The 23,752-nt window shown below is 73.3% G+C and carries 20 protein-coding genes and 1 riboswitch; of the genes, 12 read left to right on the top strand and 8 right to left on the bottom strand.

All coding sequences use genetic code 11. The features are described from left to right. Positions 1-14: 14 nt before the first annotated feature. Complete coding sequence (locus tag ABZT12_RS21120; RefSeq protein ID WP_356386511.1) at positions 15-500, bottom strand: Asp23/Gls24 family envelope stress response protein; 486 nt, start codon at positions 498-500, stop codon at positions 15-17. 87 nt (positions 501-587) lie between these two features. Here ABZT12_RS21120 and ABZT12_RS21115 point away from each other — a divergent pair, with 87 nt between their 5' ends. Then, complete coding sequence (locus ABZT12_RS21115; protein ID WP_356386508.1) at positions 588-1,325, top strand: nucleopolyhedrovirus P10 family protein; 738 nt, start codon at positions 588-590, stop codon at positions 1,323-1,325. A 19-nt stretch (positions 1,326-1,344) separates the two neighbouring features. Here ABZT12_RS21115 and ABZT12_RS21110 read toward each other — a convergent pair whose 3' ends face one another. The 4 genes from ABZT12_RS21110 to ABZT12_RS21095 form a co-directional block, all read right to left on the bottom strand. Continuing rightward, positions 1,345-2,148 (bottom strand): enoyl-CoA hydratase/isomerase family protein, encoded by an 804-nt coding sequence (locus ABZT12_RS21110; RefSeq protein WP_356386505.1) that lies wholly within the window; start codon positions 2,146-2,148, stop codon positions 1,345-1,347. A gap of 131 nt (positions 2,149-2,279) precedes the next feature. Beyond that, on the bottom strand, positions 2,280-2,501 hold the full coding sequence (locus ABZT12_RS21105) for a helix-turn-helix domain-containing protein (protein WP_006123601.1): 222 nt from the start codon (positions 2,499-2,501) through the stop codon (positions 2,280-2,282). A 352-nt stretch (positions 2,502-2,853) separates the two neighbouring features. Beyond that, a complete protein-coding gene (locus tag ABZT12_RS21100; protein ID WP_356386502.1) occupies positions 2,854-4,452 on the bottom strand; it encodes an ABC-F family ATP-binding cassette domain-containing protein in 1,599 nt (532 codons plus the stop codon). A gap of 91 nt (positions 4,453-4,543) precedes the next feature. After that, positions 4,544-5,353: a hypothetical protein gene (locus ABZT12_RS21095; RefSeq protein WP_356386499.1), complete on the bottom strand. Its 810-nt coding sequence runs from the start codon at positions 5,351-5,353 to the stop codon at positions 4,544-4,546. A gap of 299 nt (positions 5,354-5,652) precedes the next feature. On the opposite strand from ABZT12_RS21095, the gene ABZT12_RS21090 reads away from it, so the two are divergent. Beyond that, complete coding sequence (locus ABZT12_RS21090) at positions 5,653-6,075, top strand: VOC family protein (RefSeq protein WP_356386496.1); 423 nt, start codon at positions 5,653-5,655, stop codon at positions 6,073-6,075. Positions 6,076-6,090: 15 nt separating this feature from the next. On the opposite strand, the gene ABZT12_RS21085 is transcribed toward ABZT12_RS21090, so the two are convergent. From ABZT12_RS21085 to ABZT12_RS21075, 3 genes are all read right to left on the bottom strand, one after another. Continuing rightward, positions 6,091-7,524, bottom strand: coding sequence for a hypothetical protein (locus ABZT12_RS21085; RefSeq protein WP_356386494.1), 1,434 nt, complete (start codon positions 7,522-7,524; stop codon positions 6,091-6,093). A gap of 201 nt (positions 7,525-7,725) precedes the next feature. Beyond that, complete coding sequence (locus tag ABZT12_RS21080; RefSeq protein WP_356386491.1) at positions 7,726-8,853, bottom strand: alpha/beta fold hydrolase; 1,128 nt, start codon at positions 8,851-8,853, stop codon at positions 7,726-7,728. A 106-nt stretch (positions 8,854-8,959) separates the two neighbouring features. Beyond that, positions 8,960-9,736, bottom strand: coding sequence for a class II aldolase/adducin family protein (locus ABZT12_RS21075; RefSeq protein WP_356386488.1), 777 nt, complete (start codon positions 9,734-9,736; stop codon positions 8,960-8,962). Between the two features lie 326 nt (positions 9,737-10,062). Here ABZT12_RS21075 and ABZT12_RS21070 point away from each other — a divergent pair, with 326 nt between their 5' ends. The 10 genes from ABZT12_RS21070 (at position 10,063) to cobI (ending at position 23,743) form a co-directional block, all read left to right on the top strand. Further along, the gene (locus ABZT12_RS21070) at positions 10,063-10,746 is read left to right on the top strand and encodes a lysozyme (RefSeq protein ID WP_356386672.1); all 684 of its coding nucleotides are present in this window, start codon (positions 10,063-10,065) and stop codon (positions 10,744-10,746) included. Between the two features lie 142 nt (positions 10,747-10,888). Beyond that, on the top strand, positions 10,889-12,154 hold the full coding sequence (locus ABZT12_RS21065) for an inorganic phosphate transporter (RefSeq protein WP_356386485.1): 1,266 nt from the start codon (positions 10,889-10,891) through the stop codon (positions 12,152-12,154). 45 nt (positions 12,155-12,199) lie between these two features. After that, positions 12,200-12,421 (top strand): hypothetical protein, encoded by a 222-nt coding sequence (locus ABZT12_RS21060; protein ID WP_356386483.1) that lies wholly within the window; start codon positions 12,200-12,202, stop codon positions 12,419-12,421. A 133-nt stretch (positions 12,422-12,554) separates the two neighbouring features. Then, positions 12,555-12,697, top strand: a riboswitch (cobalamin riboswitch). Positions 12,698-12,797: 100 nt separating this feature from the next. Continuing rightward, positions 12,798-13,739, top strand: a complete 942-nt coding sequence (locus tag ABZT12_RS21055) for a cobalamin biosynthesis protein (RefSeq protein WP_356386480.1) — start codon at positions 12,798-12,800, stop codon at positions 13,737-13,739. Then, a complete protein-coding gene (locus tag ABZT12_RS21050) occupies positions 13,736-15,268 on the top strand; it encodes a cobyric acid synthase (RefSeq protein ID WP_356386477.1) in 1,533 nt (510 codons plus the stop codon). The genes ABZT12_RS21055 and ABZT12_RS21050 overlap by 4 nt, the downstream gene beginning before the upstream one ends. Next, the gene (gene cobN, locus ABZT12_RS21045; RefSeq protein ID WP_356386474.1) at positions 15,265-18,933 is read left to right on the top strand and encodes a cobaltochelatase subunit CobN; all 3,669 of its coding nucleotides are present in this window, start codon (positions 15,265-15,267) and stop codon (positions 18,931-18,933) included. Before ABZT12_RS21050 ends, cobN begins: the two co-directional genes overlap by 4 nt. Further along, positions 18,930-20,972, top strand: a complete 2,043-nt coding sequence (locus ABZT12_RS21040; protein ID WP_356386471.1) for a putative cobaltochelatase — start codon at positions 18,930-18,932, stop codon at positions 20,970-20,972. Before cobN ends, ABZT12_RS21040 begins: the two co-directional genes overlap by 4 nt. After that, positions 20,972-21,571 (top strand): cob(I)yrinic acid a,c-diamide adenosyltransferase, encoded by a 600-nt coding sequence (gene cobO / locus ABZT12_RS21035; protein ID WP_356386468.1) that lies wholly within the window; start codon positions 20,972-20,974, stop codon positions 21,569-21,571. Before ABZT12_RS21040 ends, cobO begins: the two co-directional genes overlap by 1 nt. Before the next feature lie 85 nt (positions 21,572-21,656). Further along, positions 21,657-23,012 (top strand): cobyrinate a,c-diamide synthase, encoded by a 1,356-nt coding sequence (locus ABZT12_RS21030; RefSeq protein WP_356386669.1) that lies wholly within the window; start codon positions 21,657-21,659, stop codon positions 23,010-23,012. Continuing rightward, entirely contained in the window at positions 22,997-23,743 is a 747-nt protein-coding gene (cobI, locus tag ABZT12_RS21025; RefSeq protein ID WP_356386465.1) for a precorrin-2 C(20)-methyltransferase, read from the top strand. The genes ABZT12_RS21030 and cobI overlap by 16 nt, the downstream gene beginning before the upstream one ends. Positions 23,744-23,752 lie beyond the last annotated feature (9 nt).

Genomic DNA, 23,752 nt, shown 5'->3' with positions numbered 1-23,752 from the left:
CACTGGTCGTCCGCTCACTGGATCCGGGGCTGTTCCGGCTCGTCGTCCTCCTCGTCGGGCAGCTTCACATCGCTCACCGCGATGTTGACCTCGACCACTTCGAGACCGGTCATCCGCTCGACGGCCGCGACGACGTTCTCCCGCACGGCGCGGGCCACGTCGGCGATCGACACGCCGTAGTCGACGACGATCTCCAGGTCGATCGCGGTCTGTACCTCGCCGACCTCGGCCTTCACTCCCCTGGTCGCCGATTTCGAGCCACCGGGCACCCGGTCCCGCACCGCTCCGAAGGTCCGTGAGAGGCCGCTGCCCATGGCGTGCACACCGAGCACGTCCCGGGCGGCGAGCCCGGCGATCTTCTCCACCACGCCGTCGGCGATGGTGGTGCGCCCCCGGTTGCCGGGGTCGCCTCCCCCGCGTCGGGCGGGCTTGCGCAGTTGGGGCGAGTCCTGGTCGCCGTCCGGGTTCTGGCTCCGGTTCCGTTCCGTCATGTCGGTCATCGCCGTACGTCCCTTTCGGTCGTCGTCCTTCATCCACCGTAAGTGCCGTTGCGCGATCACGCGCCAGGGATGCGGCACGCTGGAGGAATGACGGCGGACGGATTGACCCGAGCGGTACGGCTACAGCTGCGGCTGGGCAGGCTTCTGCCCCTGGGCGGGCCGGGTGACGGCGCGTGGATCGCGGAAGCGGCGGCATGGACAGTGCTGCGGAAGGAGGCGGCGGACGTACCCGGCGTACGGCTGGGGGCGCTGCGGATCGAGGCGGCGGCGGGCCCGGAGGAGGCCCAGGAACCCGCCGTACCGGCTCCCCCGGGGGCGATGACACCGGGGCCCTTGCGGGTGACGGCGGAGTTCGCGGCCGGGGCGGAGGAGCCGCTGCCGGACGCGGCGGCCCGGCTGCGGGCGGCCCTGGCCGCGGCCGCGACACGCCGGCTGGGCCTGACGGTCACGGAGGTGGATCTGCGGGTGGAGAGCCTTCTCGACGACACCGCGGAATCCGCGGCCCCCGTACGGCCGTCCGAGGGACCGGACCCGGAGAGCGCCCTGCCGCGGCCCGGCGACGACGACGAGTCCCGGGTGGCCGCGGCGGTGCTGACCGTCCCGGGCGTGACCCGGCTGACCGGCACGCTGGGCGGGCTCGGCCGGCCGGTGCACATCGAGGAGCGGCGGGAGGACGCCGCCCTCACCCGCCGCCATGTGCGCGTGGAACTCGCGGTACGCGCGGACCACCGGGCCGTGGAGGTGGCCCGGGAGGTCCGGGCGACGGCGGGCGAGGCGCTACGGGACCGGCCGACGGTGGCGGTGCTGGTGACGGCCGTCGAGTGAGCGCCGCGCCCGGCGGGTCCTACTCGCCGACGCCGGCCAGGTCCCGCAGCCGGCGCGCCTGCGCCGCGCGCTCGGCGGCGCGCTGGTCGTCGTAGGTGCGCTCCTGGGCGCCGCGCAGCAGGGCCTTGGTCTCGATCACGGCGTCGCGCGGGGCGGCCAGGATCGCCGCGGCCAAGTCCCGTACGGCGTCGTCGAGTTGGTCGCCCGGCACGGCGATGTTGGCGAGGCCGGTGCTGACGGCCTCCTCGGCCGTGACGTACCGCCCGGTCGCGCAGATCTCCAGGGCGCGGGCGTAGCCGACGAGAGAGACCAGCGGGTTGGTGCCCGTCAGGTCGGGCACCAGGCCGAGGCTGGTCTCGCGCATGGCGAACTGGACGTCGTCCGCGACCACCCGCAGGTCACAGGCGAGCGCGAGCTGGAAACCGGCTCCGATGGCATGCCCCTGCACGGCCGCGATGGAGACGAGGTCGCTCCGGCGCCACCAGGTGAAACCCTCCTGGTACTCGGCGATGGTCCCGTCCAGCGTGGGGTCGTCGCTGCGCGCGAGGTCGATGAAGGACGGTTCGCCGTCGAAGCCCTCGGGCGTGAACGCCTGCCGGTCGAGCCCGGCCGAGAAGGACTTGCCCTCGGCCCGCAGTACGACGACCCGGACGGAGCCCGGCAGCTCCCTTCCGGCCTGCGCCAACGCCCGCCACAGAGCGGGGTTCTGGGCGTTGCGCTTGTCCGGATTGGCCAGCGTCACCGTGGCGATCGCGTCGTCGACGGTGAGCCGTACGCCGTCCTTGTCGAGTACGGGACCGAGGTCCTGTTCGGGCGAAGCCATGGGGCGCCTCCGATGAGTGCGGTCATCTTCCGTGCTGTACGACAGCACGGTTAAGTGACTGCACAGTAACCACCCGGTAGGTCAGCCGACCGACCGGGTGGCCACCGTAGAAGCCGATGGACTGCCCGAAATCAGGCAGAAGCGGCCTTCTTGCCCCGGGTCGCTCCGCCACGCCCACGAAGCGTGACGCCCGACTCGCTGAGCATCCGGTGCACGAACCCATACGAGCGGCCGGTCTCCTCGGCCAGTGCCCGGATGCTCGCACCGGAGTCGTACTTCTTCTTCAGGTCTGCCGCGAGCTTGTCGCGCGCGGCGCCGGTCACCCGGCTGCCCTTCTTCAGAGTCTCGGCCACCCGTGCCTCCTCATGGGAAGTGCGCTCTGGACTCCTCATGATCACCCCTCCGGGCTTTCATGGCCACCCATTCGGCAAGGTCCGTGAGACACGGTTTTGACGACAGGAGCGCATCCCCACATACGGAATCCCCGATTCCGCACCGGGCCGTCCGTAAGACCGAACGGTTTTCTCCATGAACGGCCTGGTCAGGGACGCGCGACGGCCGAGCCCCTGTCGACGAGGGACTCGGCCGGTCATGCGGTGGAGGACACACCGGGGTACGAGGAGATCTCACCCAGATGATGGATCACCGATGGGCCGAATGATCCATAGGCCGTGGATCACGCTTTCGATCACGCGGCGCCGGCGGTCAGGCGAGGGCCACGAGGTCCGCGTAGTCGGCGCCCCACAGGTCCTCGACGCCGTCGGGCAGCAGGATGATCCGCTCGGGCTGGAGCGCCTCGACGGCGCCCTCGTCGTGGGTGACGAGGACGACCGCGCCCTTGTAGGTGCGCAGGGCGCCGAGGATCTCCTCGCGGCTGGCGGGGTCGAGGTTGTTCGTCGGTTCGTCGAGGAGGAGCACGTTGGCGGAGGAGACCACCAGGGTGGCCAGCGCCAGCCGGGTCTTCTCACCGCCGGACAGGACACCGGCGGGCTTGTCGACGTCGTCACCGGAGAACAGGAACGAGCCGAGCGTCTTGCGGACCTCGACGAGGTCCAGGTCGGGGGCGGCGGAGCGCATGTTCTCCAGCACCGTGCGCCCGGGGTCGAGCGTCTCGTGCTCCTGCGCGTAGTAGCCGAGCTTGAGGCCGTGGCCCTCGACGACCGCGCCGGTGTCGGGCTTCTCGACACCGCCGAGGAGCCGGAGCAGGGTCGTCTTGCCGGCGCCGTTGAGGCCGAGGATGACGACCCGGGAGCCCTTGTCGATGGCCAGGTCGACGTCGGTGAAGATCTCCAGGGAGCCGTACGACTTCGACAGGCCCTCGGCGGTGAGCGGGGTCTTGCCGCAGGGCGCCGGCTCGGGGAAGCGCAGCTTGGCGACCTTGTCGGAGGCGCGCACCGCCTCCAGCCCGGCGAGCAGCCGGTCGGCCCGCTTGGCCATGTTCTGCGCGGCGACCGTCTTGGTGGCCTTGGCGCGCATCTTGTCGGCCTGCGTGTGCAGGGCGGCGGCCTTCTTCTCGGCGTTCTGCCGCTCGCGCTTACGGCGCTTCTCGTCGGCCTCGCGCTGCTGCTGGTAGAGCTTCCAGCCCATGTTGTAGACGTCGATATGGGCGCGGTTGGCGTCCAGGTAGAACACCTTGTTGACGACCGTCTCGACGAGGTCGACGTCGTGGGAGATCACGATGAAGCCGCCGCGGTAGGTCTTCAGGTAGTCGCGCAGCCAGACGATCGAGTCGGCGTCGAGGTGGTTCGTCGGCTCGTCGAGCAGCAGGGTGTCCGCGTCCGAGAAGAGGATCCGGGCCAGCTCGATACGGCGGCGCTGACCGCCGGAGAGCGTGTGCAGGGGCTGGCCGAGCACCCGGTCGGGCAGGTTGAGCGCGGCGGCGATGGTGGCGGCCTCGGCCTCGGCGGAGTATCCGCCCTTGGTGAGGAACTCCGTCTCCTGGCGCTCGTACTGCCGCATGGCCTTCTCGCGGGTGGCACCGGCGCCGTTGGCGATGCGCTGTTCGTTCTCCCGCATCTTGCGGATCAGGGTGTCCAGGCCGCGCGCGGACAGGACGCGGTCGCGGGCCAGGACGTCGAGGTCGCCGGTGCGCGGGTCCTGCGGGAGGTAGCCGACCTCGCCGGAGCGGGTCACGGTGCCGCCCGCGGGCTGTCCCTCACCGGCGAGAACCTTGGTGAGGGTGGTCTTGCCGGCGCCGTTGCGACCGACCAGACCGATGCGGTCGCCCTTGGCGACTCGGAAGGTGGCGGACTCGATGAGGACGCGGGCACCGGCGCGCAGCTCGATACCGGAGGCGGAGATCAAGGTCAGACTCCAGGGCGGATTGGAAGGCGGGATGGGCGGCTGAGGGCGTTCCCGCCGTCTAATGCGCGAGGAGAATGGCCATGGGCCAAGTCTAACGGGGCCGTGCAACCACTTTTCCGGCCCGCGTGGGTCCGTCGCCGAGCGGCCTGCGGCCCGGGGTGATCCGCCCGAGGTCGTCGACGGCGACGACTTGGCCGGTCCAGGCCGGTTCCGCCGCGGTACCCGGCTCCGTCGCCGCGCACGGCTGGGCGAGAAGAAGCGTCGCGCCGTGACGTACGGCACGTGCGGGCTCGAAGGCGCAACCCTGACGCGCGGGCACCGCCCAGCGCAGGTCGCCGTCGGCGGTGCGGTACGCGGCGACGCGGCTCGGGGTGACGACGGCGAGGATGCCGCGCTCCAGGGGGCGCAGTACTCCGCTGCCGCCCTGGGCCGGCAGCCAGCCCTCGGTGGCCGGCAGGGCGCGGTGCCAGCGCACGGAACGGCCGTCGGTGTCGGTGACGAGCCCGTCGTCCCAGAGCGTGATCGCCTCCCCGCGCGCGGGGAGCACGGCGAGCGGGCGGCGCCCCTCCCGGGCGTAGCGCCAGCGGGAGTCGCCGGTGGAGCGGTCGTACGCCTCCACGGCACCCCGGCGGGTGCGCAGTGCGGTGCCTTTTCCGCCTCCCCGGGAGCGCGGTTCCGTGGCGTGCTCCGCGCGCGCGTGAACGGTGAGGTGGTCGCCGTAGGGGACGGGGCGGGCCGACCGGGCCAGGACGAGGAGAGCGGCGAGGGCGGCCGTGAGGAGGGTGGCGAGGACGGTCCGGAGGACGCCGGGGACGCGGGCGGCGCGGCGCGGAGCCGGGTGCCCGGTCTTCTGGGCGGCGGGGTCCGGCCCCTCCCCCTCGGCCCGCAGAACGACCACCACGCTCCCTTCGGGACGCCCCGTACCGGGGAATCAGGCGCAGAGCCTAGTCAGGCGCGGGGTCGGGCGGCCGGGACACGGCGGGCGGGGCGGGGGCGTGTCGGAGGCGTACCCCCGTTCGGAGGGCGGTCCGACGCCGGTGTCCGGGCCGTTGTCAGTGGCGGGTGGGACACTCGGCGAAAGGAAGAAAAAGGGGAGGAAGGGAGGGAAAAGGGGGAGAGAGGGAGAGGGAGGGGAAGCGCGGCGAGCCGGGCAGGGCACGGGTAACCACTCGATACGCACGGACAGAGGGAGTGATCGGCATGACAGATCCGGACGGCGGGCGTCCGAGCATCTTTCCATCGCTGCTGTACACGGACGCGAAGGCGGCGATCCAGCAGCTCACGGAGGCTTTCGGCTTCACGGCGCTCGCGGTGTACGAGGGCGAGGACGGCTCGGTGATGCACGCCGAACTGGCGCACGGCAACGGCGCGGTGATGCTCGGTTCGAAGGGCCGCGGCGGGCGTTTCGACGAGGCGATGAAGAGCGCCGGGCCGACCGGCGTGTACATCGTGGTGGACGACGTGGACGCCCACCACCGCCGGGCCGCGGAGCACGGCGCGGAGATCCTGATGCCCCCGACGGACCAGGATTACGGCTCCCGGGACTACATGGCCCGGGACGCCGAGGGCAACATCTGGAGCTTCGGCAACTACGCCCCCGAGCTGCCGCGCCCGGGGGCCTGACCCGCCGGAGGGCGCTCAGCTTCCTCCGGTGTGCACCTGGAAGGCGGCCCGGCGCACGGCCTTGGCGAGGGCCGGGTCCGGGTGCGCGGCGGCGAGAGCGACCAGGACCTGCACGGTGCGGGGGTGCCCGACCGCGCGCACCTCGTCGAGGAGCGCCGGGACGGTGGGCTGCACCGCGGCCTCCAGGTGCCGTACGAGCAGCGGGGCCTCACCGTGGTCGGCGACGGCGGCGGCGGTGTCGACCCAGAGCCAGGTGGCCTCCTGCCGGGTGAGCACCTCGTGGGCGTCCTCCGGGTCGATCCCGTCGTGCTCGGCCAGCCAGAGCAGCGCGTACGGCCGCAGGGTCGCCTCGTCGACGACACCGCGGACGTCGGGCTCGGCGGGGGCGCCGACGACGCGCAGCGCCTCGAAGGCGAGGCCGCGCAGCAGGGCGTCCTCGCCGCGGGCCGCGTCGATGAGCTCCCCCACGGCGCTGCCCACGGTCCGGGCGGCGAGCCAGGCGCGGTACTCGGCGCGGGCCGCGTTCGGACGGAGCTGGGAACAGCCGCGCAGCATGTCCTCGGCGGACTGCTCGATGTTCCCCGCGGGGCTCTGCGCCGCCACGCAGATCTGCTCCAGCTTGACCCAGACCGCCCAGCTGCCGAGCGGGGTGAGCGTGGCCTGGCCGTCGCCGTAGGTGAGGGCGCCGACGGAGGCGAGGGCGCGCAACGCCCAGTCGAGCAGGGAGTCGAGGGGCGCGTCCTCGCTCTCCGGTGCCTGCTCCGCCGCCCGCACCGCCTGACCTTCCCGCGGTACCGGCTCGGGCTGCGGGCCGTACGGGATCTCGCAGCGCTCGGTGCGCAGTTCGGTGACCCGCTGTTCGAGGAGGTCGAGGAGCTGCTCCACGGGCACGGGGCCGGCCGACAGTTGCAGGAAGGAGAGCACCTGGGGCATGGCCGAGACGACCTCGGCGACGGCCCCCGGCGCGCGGTCCAGGGGTTCGGGGTGGGCGAGCGACCAGGCGTCGAAGAGCGCGACCCAGCCGCGCAGTACGGCACTGTCGTCGCGGTCCCAGGCCCGCAGCCGCCAGCCGGGGCGGGCGCTGTCACCGTGCACCTCGACGAGACCGGCCAGCCGGGCCGTGTCCCAGTCGGCGCGGATCTGAGCCGGGGTCAGACCGAGGTCGAGGGCGGCCTGTTCGGCGGTCGAGTCGGACAGGGTGCCCTTGCCGTCGGGGCTCGCGCTGTCGGGGCCGGGGCGTAGTGCGGCGTCGGCCCAGTGGGCGACGCGGGCCGCTCCGGCCAAGCCGGAGCGTGCCATTCTGGCCAGTTCCGCGGGGGCCGGTGTGCCCTCCGGGGGGCGGGGGGCGGGGCGGCGCGAGCGCCGCTGGTTCATCGCTCGGGGGGCGGCGGCCAGGGGTCGCGGGCGGACGAGTCGGAGCCTGGAGTCGCGCGGGATACGGGACGTCACGGGTGCAGTCTTCCGGTTGACGGTCCGAAAACCCAAACGGAATGCAGGGGCGGCCTGCGGGGAGGGCCGAGGGAGGGGCTTCGGGGGATGCCGGGGACCGGGAACCGGCCAGTGGTACCGGGGTAAACGGAACGGGGTGCCGGCCCGGCGGAGTACGACGTCACCGGGGTCGGGACGAGGCCCCGCGGAACGGAGGGGATCTCAGGACAGGGGCGTCAGGAAGCGCCGCAGGACCTCTTCGTAGGCGGCCGGGTCCGGGTTCCACATGGCGCCGTGGGAGGCGTGCTGGACGGTGTGCAGGGTGATCAGGTCGGGGCGGAGGGCGGTGAAGCGGCGGGTGAGGGCCCAGGGGGCCACCGCGTCGCCCGGGCCGTGGAAGATCAGCGTCGGGACGGTGAGCCGGCTCGGGTCGGCGGCCTCGGCGATGCGGTCACCGTGCAGACCGGTGCGGCCCTGGGCGGCACGGACGGCGAGCGGCAGCAGGGCACCCGGGGTGTGCCGGGCCCTGGCGAGGGCGCGCAGGGTGGTCTCCCAGCTGAGCACCGGGGAGTCGAGGAGCAGACCGGCGACGCGGTCGCGCAGCGCGGAGTGGGCGGCGGCGCGCAGGGCCATGGTGGCGCCGGTCGACCAGCCGAGGAGGACGACCCGCTCGGCGCCGTGGCGCACGGCGTAGCGGATGGCGGCGTCCAGGTCGCGCCACTCGGTCTCGCCGAGGTGGTTGAGGCCGTCGGGGTTGCGGGGTGCGCCGAGGTCGCCCCGGTAGGAGAGGGCGAGCACCGGGAAGTGGTGGCGGTGCAGGAACTCCATGACGTTCAGGGGGAGTTCGCGGGTGGTGCCCAGCCCGTGCACGGCGATCACCCAGATCTTCCGCACGCTGGGCACGAACCAGGCGGGCAGGGAGCCGAGTTCGCCGGGGATGTCGATGTCGGCGTGGTCGAGACCGAGGGCGGCGCTCGGGTTGCCGATGTGGACGTTCGGGGTGAGCCAGACCTTGTCGCCGGAGCGCAGGATGCCGTGGGTGACGCGTTCGAGGCGCCGTACGACCGTGTCGGCGGAGCGCCGGGGCTCGTCGAGGACCGGGCCGACGACCGCGTGGGAGCCGTCGCCCGCGAGGCCGTAGGTGCCGGGCCGGAGGGAGGCGAGGTCGCGGGTGAGGGTGATCCGGCCGGCGGCGGTGGCGTGCACCGTGAGCCGGGGGTCGGTGGGGAGGGGGCGGCCGGGCGGCGCCTTGAGGGCGGCGTCGCTGGCGAGACGGCCGGCGGCGACACTCGCGGCGCCGGCCGCCAGTGCCATGGTCACGGCCGCGGCCGTCGCTCTGACTGTGCGCACGGCTCCAGTGTGGTGGCGATCCGGGCGACCGGCCAGTGCAGGGCGACGCGAATGCCGCGCCCGGGACTCGCGTCGGTCACCTCGTCGGTCACCTCGTCGGCCGCCGTCAGCCGCGCGGCTGCCCGTATCCCCGCAGCCGCTCCGCCGCCTCCGCCACCTGTTCCGGGGAGAGCAGCGAGGGTGACAAGCCCGGTACGGAGGACGCCGTCAGCCACAGCCGGCACATCCACTCCAGTTGGGCTGTTCGGTCGTAGGCCTGGTCCAGGGTGGCGCCGTGGGCGAGCGTGCCGTGGTTCTGGAGGAGGCAGGCGGAGCGGCCGGTGAGGGCGCGGAGCATGTGTTGGGCCAGCTGTTCCGTGCCGTAGGTCGCGTAGGGGGCGACCCGGACGGGGCCGCCGAGCGCGCCGGACATGTAGTGGACGGCGGGGAGTTCCGCGACCAGGGTGGAGACGGCCGTCGCGTGGACGGCGTGGGTGTGGACGACCGCGCGGGCGTCGGTGGCACGGTAGACGGCGAGGTGCATGGGCAGTTCGCTGGTCGGGGTCAGCATGCCGAGGACCTGCCGGCCGGCGAGGTCGACGCCGACCGCGTCGGCGGGGGTGAGACGGTCGTAGGGGACGCCCGTCGGGGTGACCAGGACGGTGTCCCCGACGCGCACCGAGACGTTGCCGGAGGTGCCGACGACCAGGCCGTCGGAGACGGTCCGGCGGGCCGCCGCGACGAGCGCGTCCCAGGCGCGCGCCTCCTCGTCCGGGGTCACGGCAGCCGCCCGTCCGCCGCTCTCCCCCCGGGCCTCACCCGCTCGGCCGCCCTGATTGTCCTGCCCGCCCTGCCCGTCCTGCCCGTCCTGTCCCTCGCGCCCGTCCCGCCGCTGCTCAGCCATGTCGCGATCCTGTCAGGCGAAGCCCCGAACCGCCCCCGGGACGACAGCACTTCGGGCCGAGATCAGCGCCGCCAGGGACTGGAATGGACGTATCTGACTGTCTGTGACACGACCTGTACAGATATCGACGGAAAAGTGTCGATCTCCCCGTAACCTCTGGGGGATTTGTCCCATCCGTCGCCACCCCTGGGGAAATCTTGACCCGTACCCGCAAGCCGCTCAGCACACCCCTCCCGACCACCACCCCCACGCCCGCCCCCGCCGGAGTCCGCCGCCGCACGCCCCTCCGCATCCGCCGTCGGCCCGTCGTCCTCACCCTCTCCGCCCTGACCTCCGCCGCCGCCCTCACCGTCGTCCCGGCCTCCGCGGCGAGCCTGCCGCAGGGGCACGACGTCTCCTCGCACCAGAAGAACGTCGACTGGCGGCGCACCAGGGCGGACGGGGCGGCCTTCGTCTACGTGAAGGCGACCGAGTCGACCACGTACCGCAATCCGCGCTTCGACCAGCAGTACGACGGCGCCCGGTCCGGCGGTCTCCTCCGCGGTGCCTACCACTTCGCCGTGCCGAACAGGTCGTCGGGCAGGACCCAGGCCGCCTACTTCGTGGCCCACGGCGGCGACTGGCAGGCGGACGGCTGGACGCTGCCGCCCGCGCTCGACATCGAATACAACCCGTACGACGCCAGGCACCCGTGCTACCGCCTGAGCAAGGCGAAGACGGTCTCCTGGATCCGGTCCTTCAGCGACGAGGTCAGGCGCGAGACCGGCCGCCGACCGGTGATCTACACGACCGCCCAGTGGTGGAACACCTGCACCGGCGGCAGCGCCGCCTTCGCGGCGGACCACGCGCTGTGGATCGCCCGGCACGGCTCCGCGCACGCGGGAGAGCTGCCGGGCGGCTGGTCGTCCTGGACGTTCTGGCAGTACGACGACGCCGGTTCGCTCCCGGGTGACCAGGATCTCTTCAACGGGTCCTGGAACGAGCTGCGGGACTTCGCCCTGGGGTACTGACCAAGCGGCGTCCGGCCTGTCGGCCGGGACGGAGTCGCGACCGTCGAATCCGGACACCGCAGTGCCCTCCTCAGTTCATCTTCCGTTCACTCAGGTTGCCTACGGTCAACCAGCCAATGACTTCGAACGATTGCCTGGGTAAATGGAAAACTTCTCGCTGATCCTCGCGATTGTGGTAATAACCGCACTCGCGTTCGATTTCACGAACGGTTTTCACGACACCGCCAACGCGATGGCCACCACCATCTCGACCGGTGCGCTCAAGCCCAAGGTCGCGGTGGCCATGTCCGCCGCGCTCAACCTTGCGGGCGCCTTCCTCTCCGTGGAGGTCGCCAACACGATCTCCAAGGGTCTCGTCGACGAGAACGGCATTCGTCCCGAGGTCATCTTCGCCGCCCTGGTCGGCGCGATCCTCTGGAACCTGGTGACCTGGCTGGTCGGGCTGCCGTCCAGCTCCTCGCACGCCCTGATGGGCGGTCTGATCGGCGCCACCATCGCCTCGGCGGGCACCGGCGCGGTCCACGGCGACGTCCTCGTCACCAAGGTGCTGATCCCGGCCGTCGCGGCCCCGATCGTCGCGGGCGCCGCGGCGCTGATCGCCACCCGGTTCTCCTACGCGCTGAGCAGGAACGCCGGCGGCCAGTCCGCCAAGAAGGGCTTCCGCGTCGGCCAGATCGCCTCCGCCGGCCTGGTCTCGCTCGCCCACGGCACCAACGACGCGCAGAAGACGATGGGCATCATCACCCTCGCCCTGGTCGCCGGCGGCGCCGTCGCCCCCGACTCCGACCCGCCCACCTGGGTCATCCTCTCCGCCGGTCTGGCCATCGCGATGGGCACCTACATCGGCGGCTGGCGCATCATCCGCACGATGGGCAGGGGGCTGACCGACCTCCAGCCGCAGCAGGGCTTCTCCGCCCAGACCAGCGCGGCCACCGTCATCCTGGCCTCCTCGCACCTCGGCTTCTCGCTCTCCACCACGCACGCCGTCTCCGGTTCGGTGATGGGTGCCGGGCTCGGCCGCAAGGGCGGGGTGGTGCGCTGGTCGACCGCGACCCGGATGTTCGTCGCCTGGGGTCTGACGCTGCCGGCCGCCGCGCTGGTGGGCGCGGGCGCCGAGTCGGTCACCGGCCTCGGTGACTGGGGCACCGCCCTGGTGGCCGTCTTCCTGATCGCCTCCAGCGCCGCGATCTGGAAGTTCTCCCGCCGCCAGGTCATCGACGCCTCGAACGTCAACGCCTCCGAGGAGCCCGCGGGTGTGGTCACCACGGCGATCGCCGCCGTGAGCCCGCCCCCCGCGGGGTCGACGGTGACCGAGGACCTCACCGCCACCATCCCGGCCCCCGCCCCGGCTCCCGTCCCCGCCACGGCCGTCGTCGACCCGGCGGTCCCGCCGGCCGCCGCCGTCTGAGTCCGCGCCCCGGTCAACTCCCCCGGTTACTAAGGAAGCAGCAGCATGGACATCGACTGGGCAGCCCTCGGCTCCGTCTTCGGCGTCAGCCTCGTGATCACCGTGGCGCTCGTGGCCGTCTTCACCCTCGGCATCACCGCCCTCTCCCGCCGCGAACGCGCCACGGCGCAGGGCGACTCCGCGACCCTCGCCCTCACCGGCGCCTGTGTGTGCTTCGCGGCCTGCACGGCGGCGGTGGCGTACGGGATCTCGCTGATCGTCGCCTGACGGCACACCACCCGGCACCGGCCGGAGGGCGGGACGGACCACCGTTCCGCCCTCCGGCCTTCCGCGCGCTCTCCAGCCCCTCTCGTGTGGGCCTCAGCACACTCTCCCTTCGCAGGTCAACAGCAAGTTGACGGCTCTTCCGGCCCCGTGGTGGACTGCCGGAGCCATGTACGGCGACAGGAGAGGAAGCCGGTGTGAATCCGGCGCGGTCCCGCCACTGTCACCGGGGTAGGTAGCCCCGGGAGCCAGGAACTCTCATCGCCGGTCTCGTCGAACCAGGGCGTGGACACCCTGAGTGAGGACATATCGCCATGCTCGGCTGCCGATCGAGGTTCAGTACCAGCGCCCTGTCCGGCCCGGCGACCGGCTGAGCCCGGTGCGTGCCGATCGCGTCTTCGCGTACGGCGCCGCCGCCGGCCTTCTCGGCGACCACCTGCTCGGCGATCCGCGCCGCGGCCATCCGGTGGCCGCGTTCGGGCGGGCCGCGGGCGCCGTGGAACGGGTGCTGTGGCGAGACCACCGCGGGTGGGGAGCGCTGCACACCGGCGTCTGCGCGGGCGGCGCCGTCGCCCTCGCGGCCGGTGCCGTGCGCTGCGTACGCCCCTCTCGTGCCGCCTCCGTCGCCCTCACCGCCGCCGCCACCTGGGCCGTCGTCGGCGGCACCTCGCTCGCGCGCGAGGCCCGCACCATCGGGCGCGCCCTGGCGGACGGGGACGTCGAGGGCGCCCGTGAGCGGCTGCCGCACCTGTGCGGCCGGGACCCGCAGGCGCTCGACGCCGACGGGATCGCCCGGGCCGTCGTCGAGTCCGTCGCCGAGAACACCTCCGACGCCGTCGTGGGCGCCCTGGTCTGGGGAGCGCTCGGCGGAGTGCCCGGGCTCGTCGGGTTCCGGGCGGTGAACACACTCGACGCCATGGTCGGCCACCGGTCGCCCAGGTACCGGCGGTACGGCTGGGCCGCCGCCCGCCTCGACGATCTGGCCGGCTGGCCGGGCGCCCGGCTCACCGCCGTCCTCGCGGCGGCCGCCGGCGACGACCCGCGGGGTGCCGTGCGCGCCTGGCGGAGCGACGCCGTGCACCACCCGAGCCCCAACGCCGGTCCCGTGGAGGCCTCGTTCGCGGGCGCCCTCGGCGTCCGGCTGGGCGGCACGCTCTCCTACGGGGGCCGGGTCGAGCACCGGCCCGAACTGAACGGCTCCGGCCGCGCGGTGGACGTGTCCGACATCGAACGGGCGGTACGGCTCTCCCGGCGCGTCGGGCTGCTGGCGCTGGGCGTCGCGGTCGCCGGCCGGTACCTCGTGAAGGGAGGCAGGGCATGAGCGGCGGACTGCTGGTCGCCGGCACCACCTCGGACGCCGGCAAGAGCGTCGTCACCGCCGGGATCTGCCGGTGGCTGGTGCGGCAGGGCGTGCGGGTCGCGCCGTTCAAGGCGCAGAACATGTCCCTCAACTCGTTCGTCACCCGTGAGGGCGCCGAGATCGGCCGGGCTCAGGCCATGCAGGCACAAGCGTGCCGGATCGAGCCGACCGCGCTGATGAACCCCGTACTGCTGAAGCCCGGCGGCGACCGGAGCAGTCAGGTCGTGCTCATGGGCCGGCCGGTGGGGGAGATGACCGCCCGCGGCTATCACGGCGGACGGCAGGAGGCGCTGCTCGGCACCGTGCTGGACTGTCTGGCCGAGTTGCGGGGCACGTATGACGCGGTGATCTGTGAGGGGGCCGGCAGTCCCGCCGAGATCAATCTGCGGCGGACCGACATCGTCAACATGGGGATCGCCCGCAACGCGCGGCTGCCGGTGCTCGTGGTGGGCGACATCGACCGCGGGGGCGTCTTCGCCTCCTTCTTCGGGACCCTCGCGCTGCTGAGCCCGGAGGACCAGGAGTTCGTCGCCGGGTTCCTCGTCAACAAGTTCCGCGGCGACGTCTCCCTCCTCGAACCGGGCCTGGACATGCTGAAGGGCCTCACCGGCCGCCGTACGTACGGTGTCCTGCCCTACCGGCACGGCCTCGGGATCGACGAGGAGGACGGGATGGGCCTCTCGCCGCGCGGCACCGTGCGCGCGTCGAGCACCGCGCCGCCCGTCGGTGAGGACGTGCTGCGGGTCGCCGTCTGCGCGATCCCCCTGATGTCCAACTTCACCGACGTGGACGCGCTGGCCGCCGAACCGGGCGTCGTGGTGCGGTTCGTGGACCGGCCCGAGGAGCTGGCCGACGCCGACCTCGTCGTGATCCCCGGCACCCGCGGCACGGTCCGCGCGCTGGAGTGGCTGCGTGAGCGGGGACTCGCGGACGCGCTGGTCCGCAGGGCCGCCGAGGGGCGTCCCGTGCTCGGTGTCTGCGGCGGCTTCCAGATCCTCGGCGAGCACATCGACGACGAGGTGGAGAGCCGGCGGGGTCCGGTGGCGGGGCTCGGGGTGCTGCCCGTGCGGGTGCGGTTCGCCCGCGAGAAGACGCTGACCCGGCCGGCCGGCGAGGCTCTCGGCGAGCACGTCGAGGGGTACGAGATCCATCACGGTGTCGCCGAAGTCATGGGCGGGGAGAGCGTGTTCACCGATGCCGAGGGACGGGCTCTGGACGGCTGCCGGGTCGGCCGGACCTGGGGCACCCACTGGCACGGCTCGCTGGAGTCGGACGGTTTCCGGCGGGCGTTCCTGCGCGAGGTGGCGGCCGCCGCGGGCCGCCGGTTCGTGCCCGCCGCCGACACCTCCTTCGCCGGGCTGCGCGAGGAGCAGCTCGACCGGCTCGGCGATCTCGTCGAACAGCACGCGGACACGGACGCGTTGTGGCGGCTCATCGAGTCCGGCACGCCACCAGGACTGCCTTTCATTCCACCGGGAGCGCCCGCATGAGCACAGTGTTGTTGTTGTCGACCGCCGACACGGACCTGCTGGCGGCCCGGGCCTCCGGCGCCGGCTACCGGATCGGCAACCCGTCCCGGGTGGACGTCACGGAGGAGCTGCCCGCCCTCGTCGCGGGCGCGGACATCGCCGTCGTACGGCTGCTCGGCGGCAAGCGCGCCTGGGAGGACGGGCTGGCCTTCCTGAAGGCGTCCGGCATCCCGACCGTGCTGCTCGGCGGGGAGGCCGTGCCCGACGCCGAGTTGATGGCCGAGTCGTCCGTGCCCGCCGGAGTCGTGGCGGAGGCGCTGCGGTATCTCGTCGAGGGCGGCCCCGGCAACCTCGTGGAGCTGGCGCGGTTCCTTTCCGACACCGTGCTGCTCACCGGCGAGGGGTTCGTCGAGCCGCGTGAGATGCCCGAGTTCGGCGTCCACGGGGAGCGGGCCCGCGTCGAGGGCCGGCCGACCGTCGGCGTCCTCTTCTACCGGGCGCACCACCTCAGCGGCAACACCGCCTTCGTGGACACGCTCTGCGACGCGATCGAGGCGCGCGGGGCCAACGCCCTCGCCGTGTACTGCGGTTCGCTGCGCGACGCGGACGCCGGGCTGTACGAGATCCTCGCCGGGGCGGACACGCTGGTGGCGACCGTCCTGGCCGCCGGTGGCACCCACGCGTCGAAGGCCTCGGCCGGCGGCGACGAGGAGGCGTGGGACGTCGGCACCCTCGCCGACCTCGACGTGCCGGTGCTGCAAGGGCTCTGCCTCACCTCCTCGAAGAGTGCCTGGGAGGCGTCCGACGCGGCGCTCTCCCCCATGGACGCGGCGATGCAGGTGGCGATCCCGGAGTTCGACGGCCGGATCGTGACGGTGCCGTTCTCCTTCAAGGAGCAGGGCCCCGACGATGTCCCGGTCTATGTCGCCGACCCCGAGCGGGCCGCCCGGGTCGCCGGAATCGCCGTACGGCACGCGGAGTTGAGGTACAAGCCGAACGCGGAGAAGAAGCTCGCGCTGGTCTTCACCGCCTACCCGACCAAGCACTCCCGGGTCGGCAACGCGGTCGGCCTCGACACACCCGCCTCGGCGGTGCGGGTACTGGACGCGCTGCGGGACGCCGGGTACGCGGTCGAGGGACACCCCGACAACGGCGACGAGTTGATCCACCGGCTCATCCACGCCGGTGGCCACGACGTGGAGTGGCTCACCGAGGAGCAGCTGGCCGCCGCGCCCGCGCGGGTGCCGCTCGCCGACTACCGGACCTGGTTCGACCGGCTCGACCCGGCGCTGCGGGACCGCATGCTGGCAATGTGGGGCGAGCCGCCGGGCGCGCTCTACGTCGACGGCGACGACATCGTGCTCGCCTCCTTGCGGTTCGGGAACGTCGTGGTGATGATCCAGCCGCCGCGCGGCTTCGGCGAGAACCCGATCGCGATCTACCACGACCCCGACATGCCGCCGTCGCACCACTACATGGCCGCCTACCGCTGGCTGGAGGCCGCGCCCGCCGAGGGCGGCTTCGGCGCCGACGCGATCGTCCACATGGGCAAGCACGGCACGATGGAGTGGCTGCCCGGCAAGGGGCTCGGGCTGAGCGGCGGCTGCGCGCCCGACGCCGTGCTCGGTGAACTCCCGCTGATCTACCCGTTCATCGTCAACGACCCCGGGGAGGGCACCCAGGCCAAGCGGCGCGGGCACGCCACGGTCGTCGACCACCTCGTGCCGCCGATGGCCCGCGCCGACACCTACGGCGACCTGGCCAAGCTGGAGCAGCTCCTCGACGAGTACGCGCTCGTCTCCGACCTGGACCCGACGAAGACCCCGGCCGTCCGGGCGCAGATCTGGACGCTGGTGAAGGCGGCCGAACTCCACCACGACCTGCATGTGGACGACCAGCCGGACGACGCGGCGTTCGACGAGTTCGTGATGCACATCGACGGCTACCTGTGCGAGATCAAGGACGTGCAGATCCGCGACGGGCTGCACATCCTCGGCGGCGGACCGGTCGGTGAGCCGCGTGTCAACCTGGTGCTCGCGGTGTTGCGCGCCTCGCAGGTGTGGGGCGGGCAGGCGAACGCTCTGCCGGGTCTGCGGGCCTCGCTGGCCCGCCACTTCGGCCTGGCCGAGAAGGAGTTGCTGGCCGAGCCGGGCGCGCCGGTGAAGGTGCCGGCCGAACTGACCGGCCTGGTCGAGGGGCCGGCCCGGTCGGCTGCCGACGCCGTCGACCTGCTGGAGCAGCTGTGTCGCCGGCTCGCGGAGGGCATGGAGGAACGGGCGTGGCGGAGCGCGGCCGTCCCGGCCCTGGTGCGGGACGTGCTCGGCACCGAACTCCCGGACGCCGTGGCGGTGTTGGAGTTCGCCGCCGACGAGGTGGTGCCGCGGCTGGCCCGTACGACGGACGAGATCGGCCACATCCTGAAGGCCCTGGACGGCGGTTACGTCCCGGCAGGTCCGTCGGGCTCCCCCACCCGCGGCCTGGTCAACGTGCTGCCCACCGGCCGCAACTTCTACTCGGTCGACCCCAAGGCCATCCCGTCCAGGCTGAGTTGGGAGGTCGGGCAGGCCCTCGCGGAGTCGCTGGTGCAGCGGTATCTCCAGGACACCGGCGAGTACCCCAAGTCCGTCGGCCTCACCGTGTGGGGCACGTCCGCGATGCGCACCCAGGGCGACGACATCGCCGAGATCCTCGCGCTGCTGGGCTGCCGCCCCGTCTGGGACGACGCCTCGCGCCGGGTGACCGGCTTCGAGATCGTGCCCGTGACGGAGCTGGGCCGGCCGCGCATCGACGTGACGGTGCGGATCTCCGGCTTCTTCCGGGACGCCTTCCCGCACGTCATCGGGTTGATCGACGACGCGGTGCGGGCGGTGGCGGAGCTGGCCGAGCCCCCCGAGTCCAACTACGTGCGGGCGCACGCCGACGAGGACACTGCCGAGCACGGTGACCGGCGGCGCGCGACGGCCCGGGTCTTCGGCTCCAAGCCGGGGGCGTACGGCGCGGGTCTGCTGCCGCTGATCGACGCGCGCAACTGGCGTTCGGACGCCGACCTCGCCGAGGTCTACGCCGTCTGGGGCGGGTACGCCTACGGGCGCGGGCTGGAGGGGCGGCCGGCGCGCGGGGACATGGAGACGGCGTTCCGGCGGATCGCGGTGGCGGCCAAGAACGTCGACACCCGCGAGCACGATCTCGTCGACGCCGACGACTACTTCCAGTACCACGGCGGCATGGTCGCCATGGTGCGGCACCTGACGGGGAGTTCACCGGAGGCGTACGTGGGCGACTCCGCGACGCCGGACCAGGTGAAGACCCGCACGCTGGGCGAGGAGACCCACCGCGTCTTCCGCGCGCGGGTCGTCAACCCGCGCTGGATGGCGGCCATGCGGCGGCACGGCTACAAGGGCGCCTTCGAGATGGCGGCGACGGTCGACTACCTCTTCGGCTACGACGCGACGGCCGGGGTGGTGGACGACTGGATGTACGAGAAGCTCTCGGCCGAGTACGTCTTCGACGCCGAGAACCAGGACTTCATGAAGAAGTCCAACCCGTGGGCGCTGCGCGGCATCACCGAGCGGCTGCTCGAAGCCGCCGACCGCGGACTGTGGGCGGAGCCGGACGCGGAGACGCTGGACCGGCTGCGGGCCACCTATCTGGAGCTCGAAGGCGACCTGGAGGGCGACGACCAGTGACAACTCCCTTTCCGTTCACGGCCCTTGTCGGCCAGGACGATCTGCGGCTCGCGCTGCTGCTGAACGCCGTGTCGCCGGCGGTCGGCGGGGTGCTGGTGCGGGGCGAGAAGGGCACGGCGAAGAGCACCGCCGTACGGGCCCTCTCCGCGCTGCTGCCGGAGGTCCCCGTCGTGCCCGGGTGCCGCTTCTCCTGCGACCCCGCGGCGCCCGACCCGGCGTGCCCGGACGGCCCGCACGAGCAGGGGCCGGGAGCACGACGCCCGGCCCGTATGGTCGAGTTGCCGGTCGGCGCCTCCGAGGACCGGCTGGTCGGCGCGCTCGACATCGAGCGGGCCCTCGCCGAGGGTGTGAAAGCGTTCGAGCCGGGGCTGCTGGCCGACGCGCACCGGGGCATCCTCTACGTCGACGAGGTCAACCTCCTCCACGACCACCTGGTCGACCTGCTGCTGGACGCGGCGGCAATGGGCGCGTCGTATGTGGAACGCGAGGGCGTCTCCGTGCGGCACGCGGCGAAGTTCCTGCTCGTCGGCACCATGAACCCCGAAGAGGGCGAACTGCGGCCGCAGTTGCTCGACCGGTTCGGGCTCACCGTCGAGGTCGCCGCCTCGCGCGAGCCCGACCAGCGGGTCGAGGTGGTGAGGCGCCGGCTCGCCTACGACGACGATCCGGAGGGTTTCGCCACCCGCTGGGCGGACGAGGAGTCCGCCGTACGGGCCCGGATCACCGCCGCCCGTACGCTGCTGCCGTCGGTGCGCCTGGGCGACGGGGCGCTGCGGCAGATCGCGGCGACCTGTGCCGCCTTCGAGGTGGACGGGATGCGCGCCGACATCGTGATGGCACGGACGGCGACCGCGCTGGCCGCGTGGGCCGGACGGACCGACGTACTGGCCGAGGACGTACGGCAGGCGGCGCTGCTCGCGCTGCCGCACCGCAGGCGGCGCAATCCCTTCGACGCGCCGGGACTCGACGAGAACAAGCTCGACGAGACGCTGGAGGAGTTCGCGGAGCCGGCGGACGACGGGCCGGAGCCGGACGGCCCCGACGGCCCCGACGGCGGTGGGGGCGGCGGTCAGCAGCCGCCCGAGCCGGACTCCGACGGACCGCGGGACGGGGACACCGGCGCGCGGCCCGAAGAGGGGGAGGGCGGGGCGCCGCAGCCTTCCGGCTCCGGTGAGCAGCAGCCCGTACGGGCCGCCGAACCCTTCCGTACCAAGATGCTGAGCGTGCCGGGCATCGGCGAGGGCGCCGCCGGACGGCGCTCACGCGCGCGGACCGAACACGGGCGGACCACCGGGGCCCGGCGGCCCCGGGGGGCGCTCACCAAGCTGCACCTGGCGGCGACCGTGCAGGCGGCTGCCCCGCACCAGCTGGCGCGCGGCCGGTCCGGACGCGGGCTGGTGGTGCGCCGGGACGATCTGCGGCAGGCCACCCGGGAGGGGCGGGAGGGCAACCTCGTGCTGTTCGTGGTGGACGCCTCGGGGTCGATGGCGGCCCGGCAGCGGATGGGCGCGGTGAAGGGTGCCGTGCTGTCGCTGCTCCTCGACGCCTATCAGCGGCGGGACAAGGTGGGGCTGGTGACCTTCCGGGGTTCGGCCGCCGAGGTGGCGCTGCCGCCGACCTCGTCCGTGGACGCCGCCGCCGTACGCCTGGAGTCGCTGCCGACCGGCGGGCGGACTCCGCTGGCGGCCGGGCTGCTCAAGGCCCGCGACGTGCTGCGGGTGGAGCGGCTGCGCGATCCGGCGCGGCGGGCGCTGGTCGTCGTGGTGACCGACGGGCGCGCCACCGGCGGCCCCGAGCCGGTCGCGCTCGCCGGGCGGGCGGCGCGGCTGTTCGCCGCCGACTCGGTCGCGTCAGTGGTCGTGGACTGCGAGTCGGGGCCCGTACGGCTGGGCTTGGCCGGGCAGTTGGCGGCCGAGCTGGAGGGCACGGCCGTGACGCTGGACGAGTTGCGGGCCGACTCGATCGCCGGGCTGGTCAGGGAAGTCCAGGGAACCAACGGCAAGTACGGGAACCACGGGAACCACGGGAGGGCCGCGTAGTGCCGCAGGGACAGCCGAGTGTCGTACCGGACGACGGCCTGACGACCCGTCAGCGACGTAACCGGCCGCTCGTCGTCGTGCACACGGGCGTCGGCAAGGGCAAGTCGACCGCCGCCTTCGGGCTGGCGCTGCGCGCCTGGAACCAGGGCTGGCCGATCGGGGTGTTCCAGTTCGTCAAGTCGGCGAAGTGGAAGGTCGGCGAGGAGAACGCGCTGCGGGTGCTGGGCGCCTCCGGCGAGGGCGGCACCGTCGACTGGCACAAGATGGGCGAGGGGTGGTCGTGGGTCCAGCGCGACTCCCAGATGGACAACGAGGAGAAGGCGCGCGAGGGCTGGGAGCAGGTCCGGCGTGACCTCGCCGCGGAGACGTACAGGCTGTACGTGCTCGACGAGTTCGCCTATCCGCTGCACTGGGGCTGGATCGACGTCGAGGAGGTCGTCCGGGTGCTGCGGGACCGGCCCGGGACCCAACACGTCGTGATCACCGGCCGGAACGCCCCCGGCCCGCTCGTCGACTTCGCCGACCTGGTGACCGACATGTCCAAGGTCAAGCATCCGATGGACACCGGCCAGAAGGGCCAGAGGGGCATCGAGTGGTGACCCCGTGACCTCCCCCGCCTCTCCCGTCTCCTCCGCCTCTCCCCTCTCCTCCCCCTCCTCCGTCCCCTCTGTCTCCTCCGTCTCCGTGCCCCGGCTGGTCATCGCCGCGCCCTCCTCGGGCAGCGGCAAGACCACCGTCGCCACCGGGCTGATGGCCGCGTTCACCGCGCGGGGGCTCGCCGTATCGCCGCACAAGGTCGGGCCGGACTACATCGACCCCGGCTACCACGCGCTCGCCACCGGCCGGGTGGGGCGGAACCTCGACGCGTACCTGTGCGGGCCGGAGTTGCTCGGTCCGCTCTTCGCGCACGGTGCGCGCGGCTGCGGCCTCGCCGTCGTCGAGGGCGTGATGGGGATGTACGACGGGGCCGCGGGCGAAGGGGAGTTGGCGTCCACCGCGCAGGTCGCGAAGGTGCTGCGGGCGCCCGTCGTGCTGGTGGTCGACGCCTCCTCGCAGTCCCGGTCGGTCGCCGCGCTGGTGCACGGCTTCGCGTCCTGGGACCCCGAGGTCCGGATCGGCGGCGTGATCCTCAACAAGGTGGCGTCGGACCGGCACGAGGCGCTGCTGCGGGAGGCGCTGGACGCCGCGGGGGTGCCGGTGCTGGGGGTGCTGCGGCGGGCGCCGCAGGTGGAGACGCCCTCCCGGCACCTGGGACTGGTGCCGGTCGCCGAGCGGCGGGCCGCGGCGGTGGAGGCGGTGGCGGCGATGGCCGCACAGGTCGAGGCCGGCTGCGCTCTCGACGAGCTGCTGGCGCTGGCGCGGGGAGCCGGGGCGCTGCCCTGCGCGGCCTGGGACGCGGACGAGGTCCTCGGCACCGGGGCCGCCGGGCCCGGCGCACGGGTCCGGGTCGCCGTCGCCGGCGGCTCCGCCTTCACCTTCTCCTACGCCGAGCACGCCGAACTGCTCACCGCCGCCGGGGCCGAGGTCGTCGTCTTCGATCCGCTCCGGGACGAGCGACTGCCGGACGGGACGCGCGGGTTGGTCATCGGCGGCGGCTTCCCCGAGGTGTACGCCGCCGAGCTGTCCGCCAACGAGCCGCTGCGCGGGGCGGTTTCCGCCCTCGTGAAGAGCGGGGCGCCGGTGGCCGCCGAGTGCGCGGGGCTGCTCTATCTCTGCCGGGAGCTGGACGGGCTGCCGATGTGCGGGGTGCTCGACGCGAGCGCGCGGATGAGCGAGCGGCTCACTCTGGGCTACCGGGACGCGGTGGCGGTGAGCGACAGTGTGCTGGCCGCCGCGGGGACGCGGCTGCGGGGGCACGAGTTCCACCGGACCGTCGTCGAACCCGGCGCCGGGGCGGTGGCCGCCTGGGGGGTGCGGACGCCCGTACGGCGGCTGGAAGGTTTCGTACAAGAAGGTGTGCACGCGAGTTATCTGCACACACACTGGGCGGCCGAGCCCGGTGTGGCCCGTCGGTTCGTGGAGAGGTGCCGGACGTCATGAGCAGCAGCAGGCTGATCGGAGTCGGGGTGGGTCCCGGCGATCCCGAGCTGGTGACCGTCAAGGGCGTCAACGCTCTGCGGGAGGCCGACATCGTCGTCGTCCCCGTGATGGACAGCGGTGAGCGGGGCCGGGCCGAGGCGACCGTGCTGCACTACGTGCCGCAGGAGAAGGTGGTCCGGGTGGTGTTCGCGCTGAACGAGCGGACCGACCGGGCTCGCCGGGAGGCGGCGTGGGACACGGCCGGGGCCCGGGTGGCGGAACTGCTCGACGCGCACGGTGTCGTCGCGTTCGCGACCATCGGTGACCCCAACGTGTACTCCACCTTCACCTACCTCGCGCTCACCATAGGCGAGTCGGCGCCGGGCACGGTCGTCGAGACCGTGCCGGGGATCACCGCCATGCAGGAGCTCGCGGCGCGGTCGGGGGCGGTCCTCACCGAGGGGACCGAACCGCTCACGCTGGTGCCGGTGACCGCCGGGGCGGCCGTCCTCAAGGACGCCCTGAACGGGCCGGGCACGGTGGTGGCGTACAAGTTCGGGCGGCAGGCCCGCGAGGTCGCGGAGGCGCTGCGGGAGACCGGACGGCTCGATGACGCGGTGTGGGGGTCGGCGCTCGGACTGCCCGAGGAGTCGATCCGGCCGGCCGCCGAACTCGACGGGGAACCGCTGCCGTACCTGTCCACGCTCATCGCCCCGCCGCGGCGCGAGGGCGGCCGGGGCGGCAAGTTGTGAGCCGCGGAA

Source organism: Streptomyces sp. NPDC005423 (assembly GCF_040606415.1).
Taxonomy (GTDB): domain Bacteria; phylum Actinomycetota; class Actinomycetes; order Streptomycetales; family Streptomycetaceae; genus Streptomyces.
Note: the sequence above shows the minus strand (reverse complement) of the source record. Positions and strands in the feature narration are given on the sequence as shown.

Coding starts and splice junctions, on each gene's coding strand:
- ABZT12_RS21075 (WP_356386488.1), bottom strand. CDS start 9,736: ATGGCTGAGCAGCGGCGGGACGGGCGCGAGGGACAGGACGGGCAGGAC.
- ABZT12_RS21060 (WP_356386483.1), top strand. CDS start 12,200: ATGGACATCGACTGGGCAGCCCTCGGCTCCGTCTTCGGCGTCAGCCTC.
- ABZT12_RS21120 (WP_356386511.1), bottom strand. CDS start 500: ATGACCGACATGACGGAACGGAACCGGAGCCAGAACCCGGACGGCGAC.
- ABZT12_RS21110 (WP_356386505.1), bottom strand. CDS start 2,148: ATGGCTTCGCCCGAACAGGACCTCGGTCCCGTACTCGACAAGGACGGC.
- cobN (WP_356386474.1), top strand. CDS start 15,265: ATGAGCACAGTGTTGTTGTTGTCGACCGCCGACACGGACCTGCTGGCG.
- ABZT12_RS21050 (WP_356386477.1), top strand. CDS start 13,736: ATGAGCGGCGGACTGCTGGTCGCCGGCACCACCTCGGACGCCGGCAAG.
- ABZT12_RS21065 (WP_356386485.1), top strand. CDS start 10,889: ATGGAAAACTTCTCGCTGATCCTCGCGATTGTGGTAATAACCGCACTC.
- ABZT12_RS21090 (WP_356386496.1), top strand. CDS start 5,653: ATGACAGATCCGGACGGCGGGCGTCCGAGCATCTTTCCATCGCTGCTG.
- ABZT12_RS21115 (WP_356386508.1), top strand. CDS start 588: ATGACGGCGGACGGATTGACCCGAGCGGTACGGCTACAGCTGCGGCTG.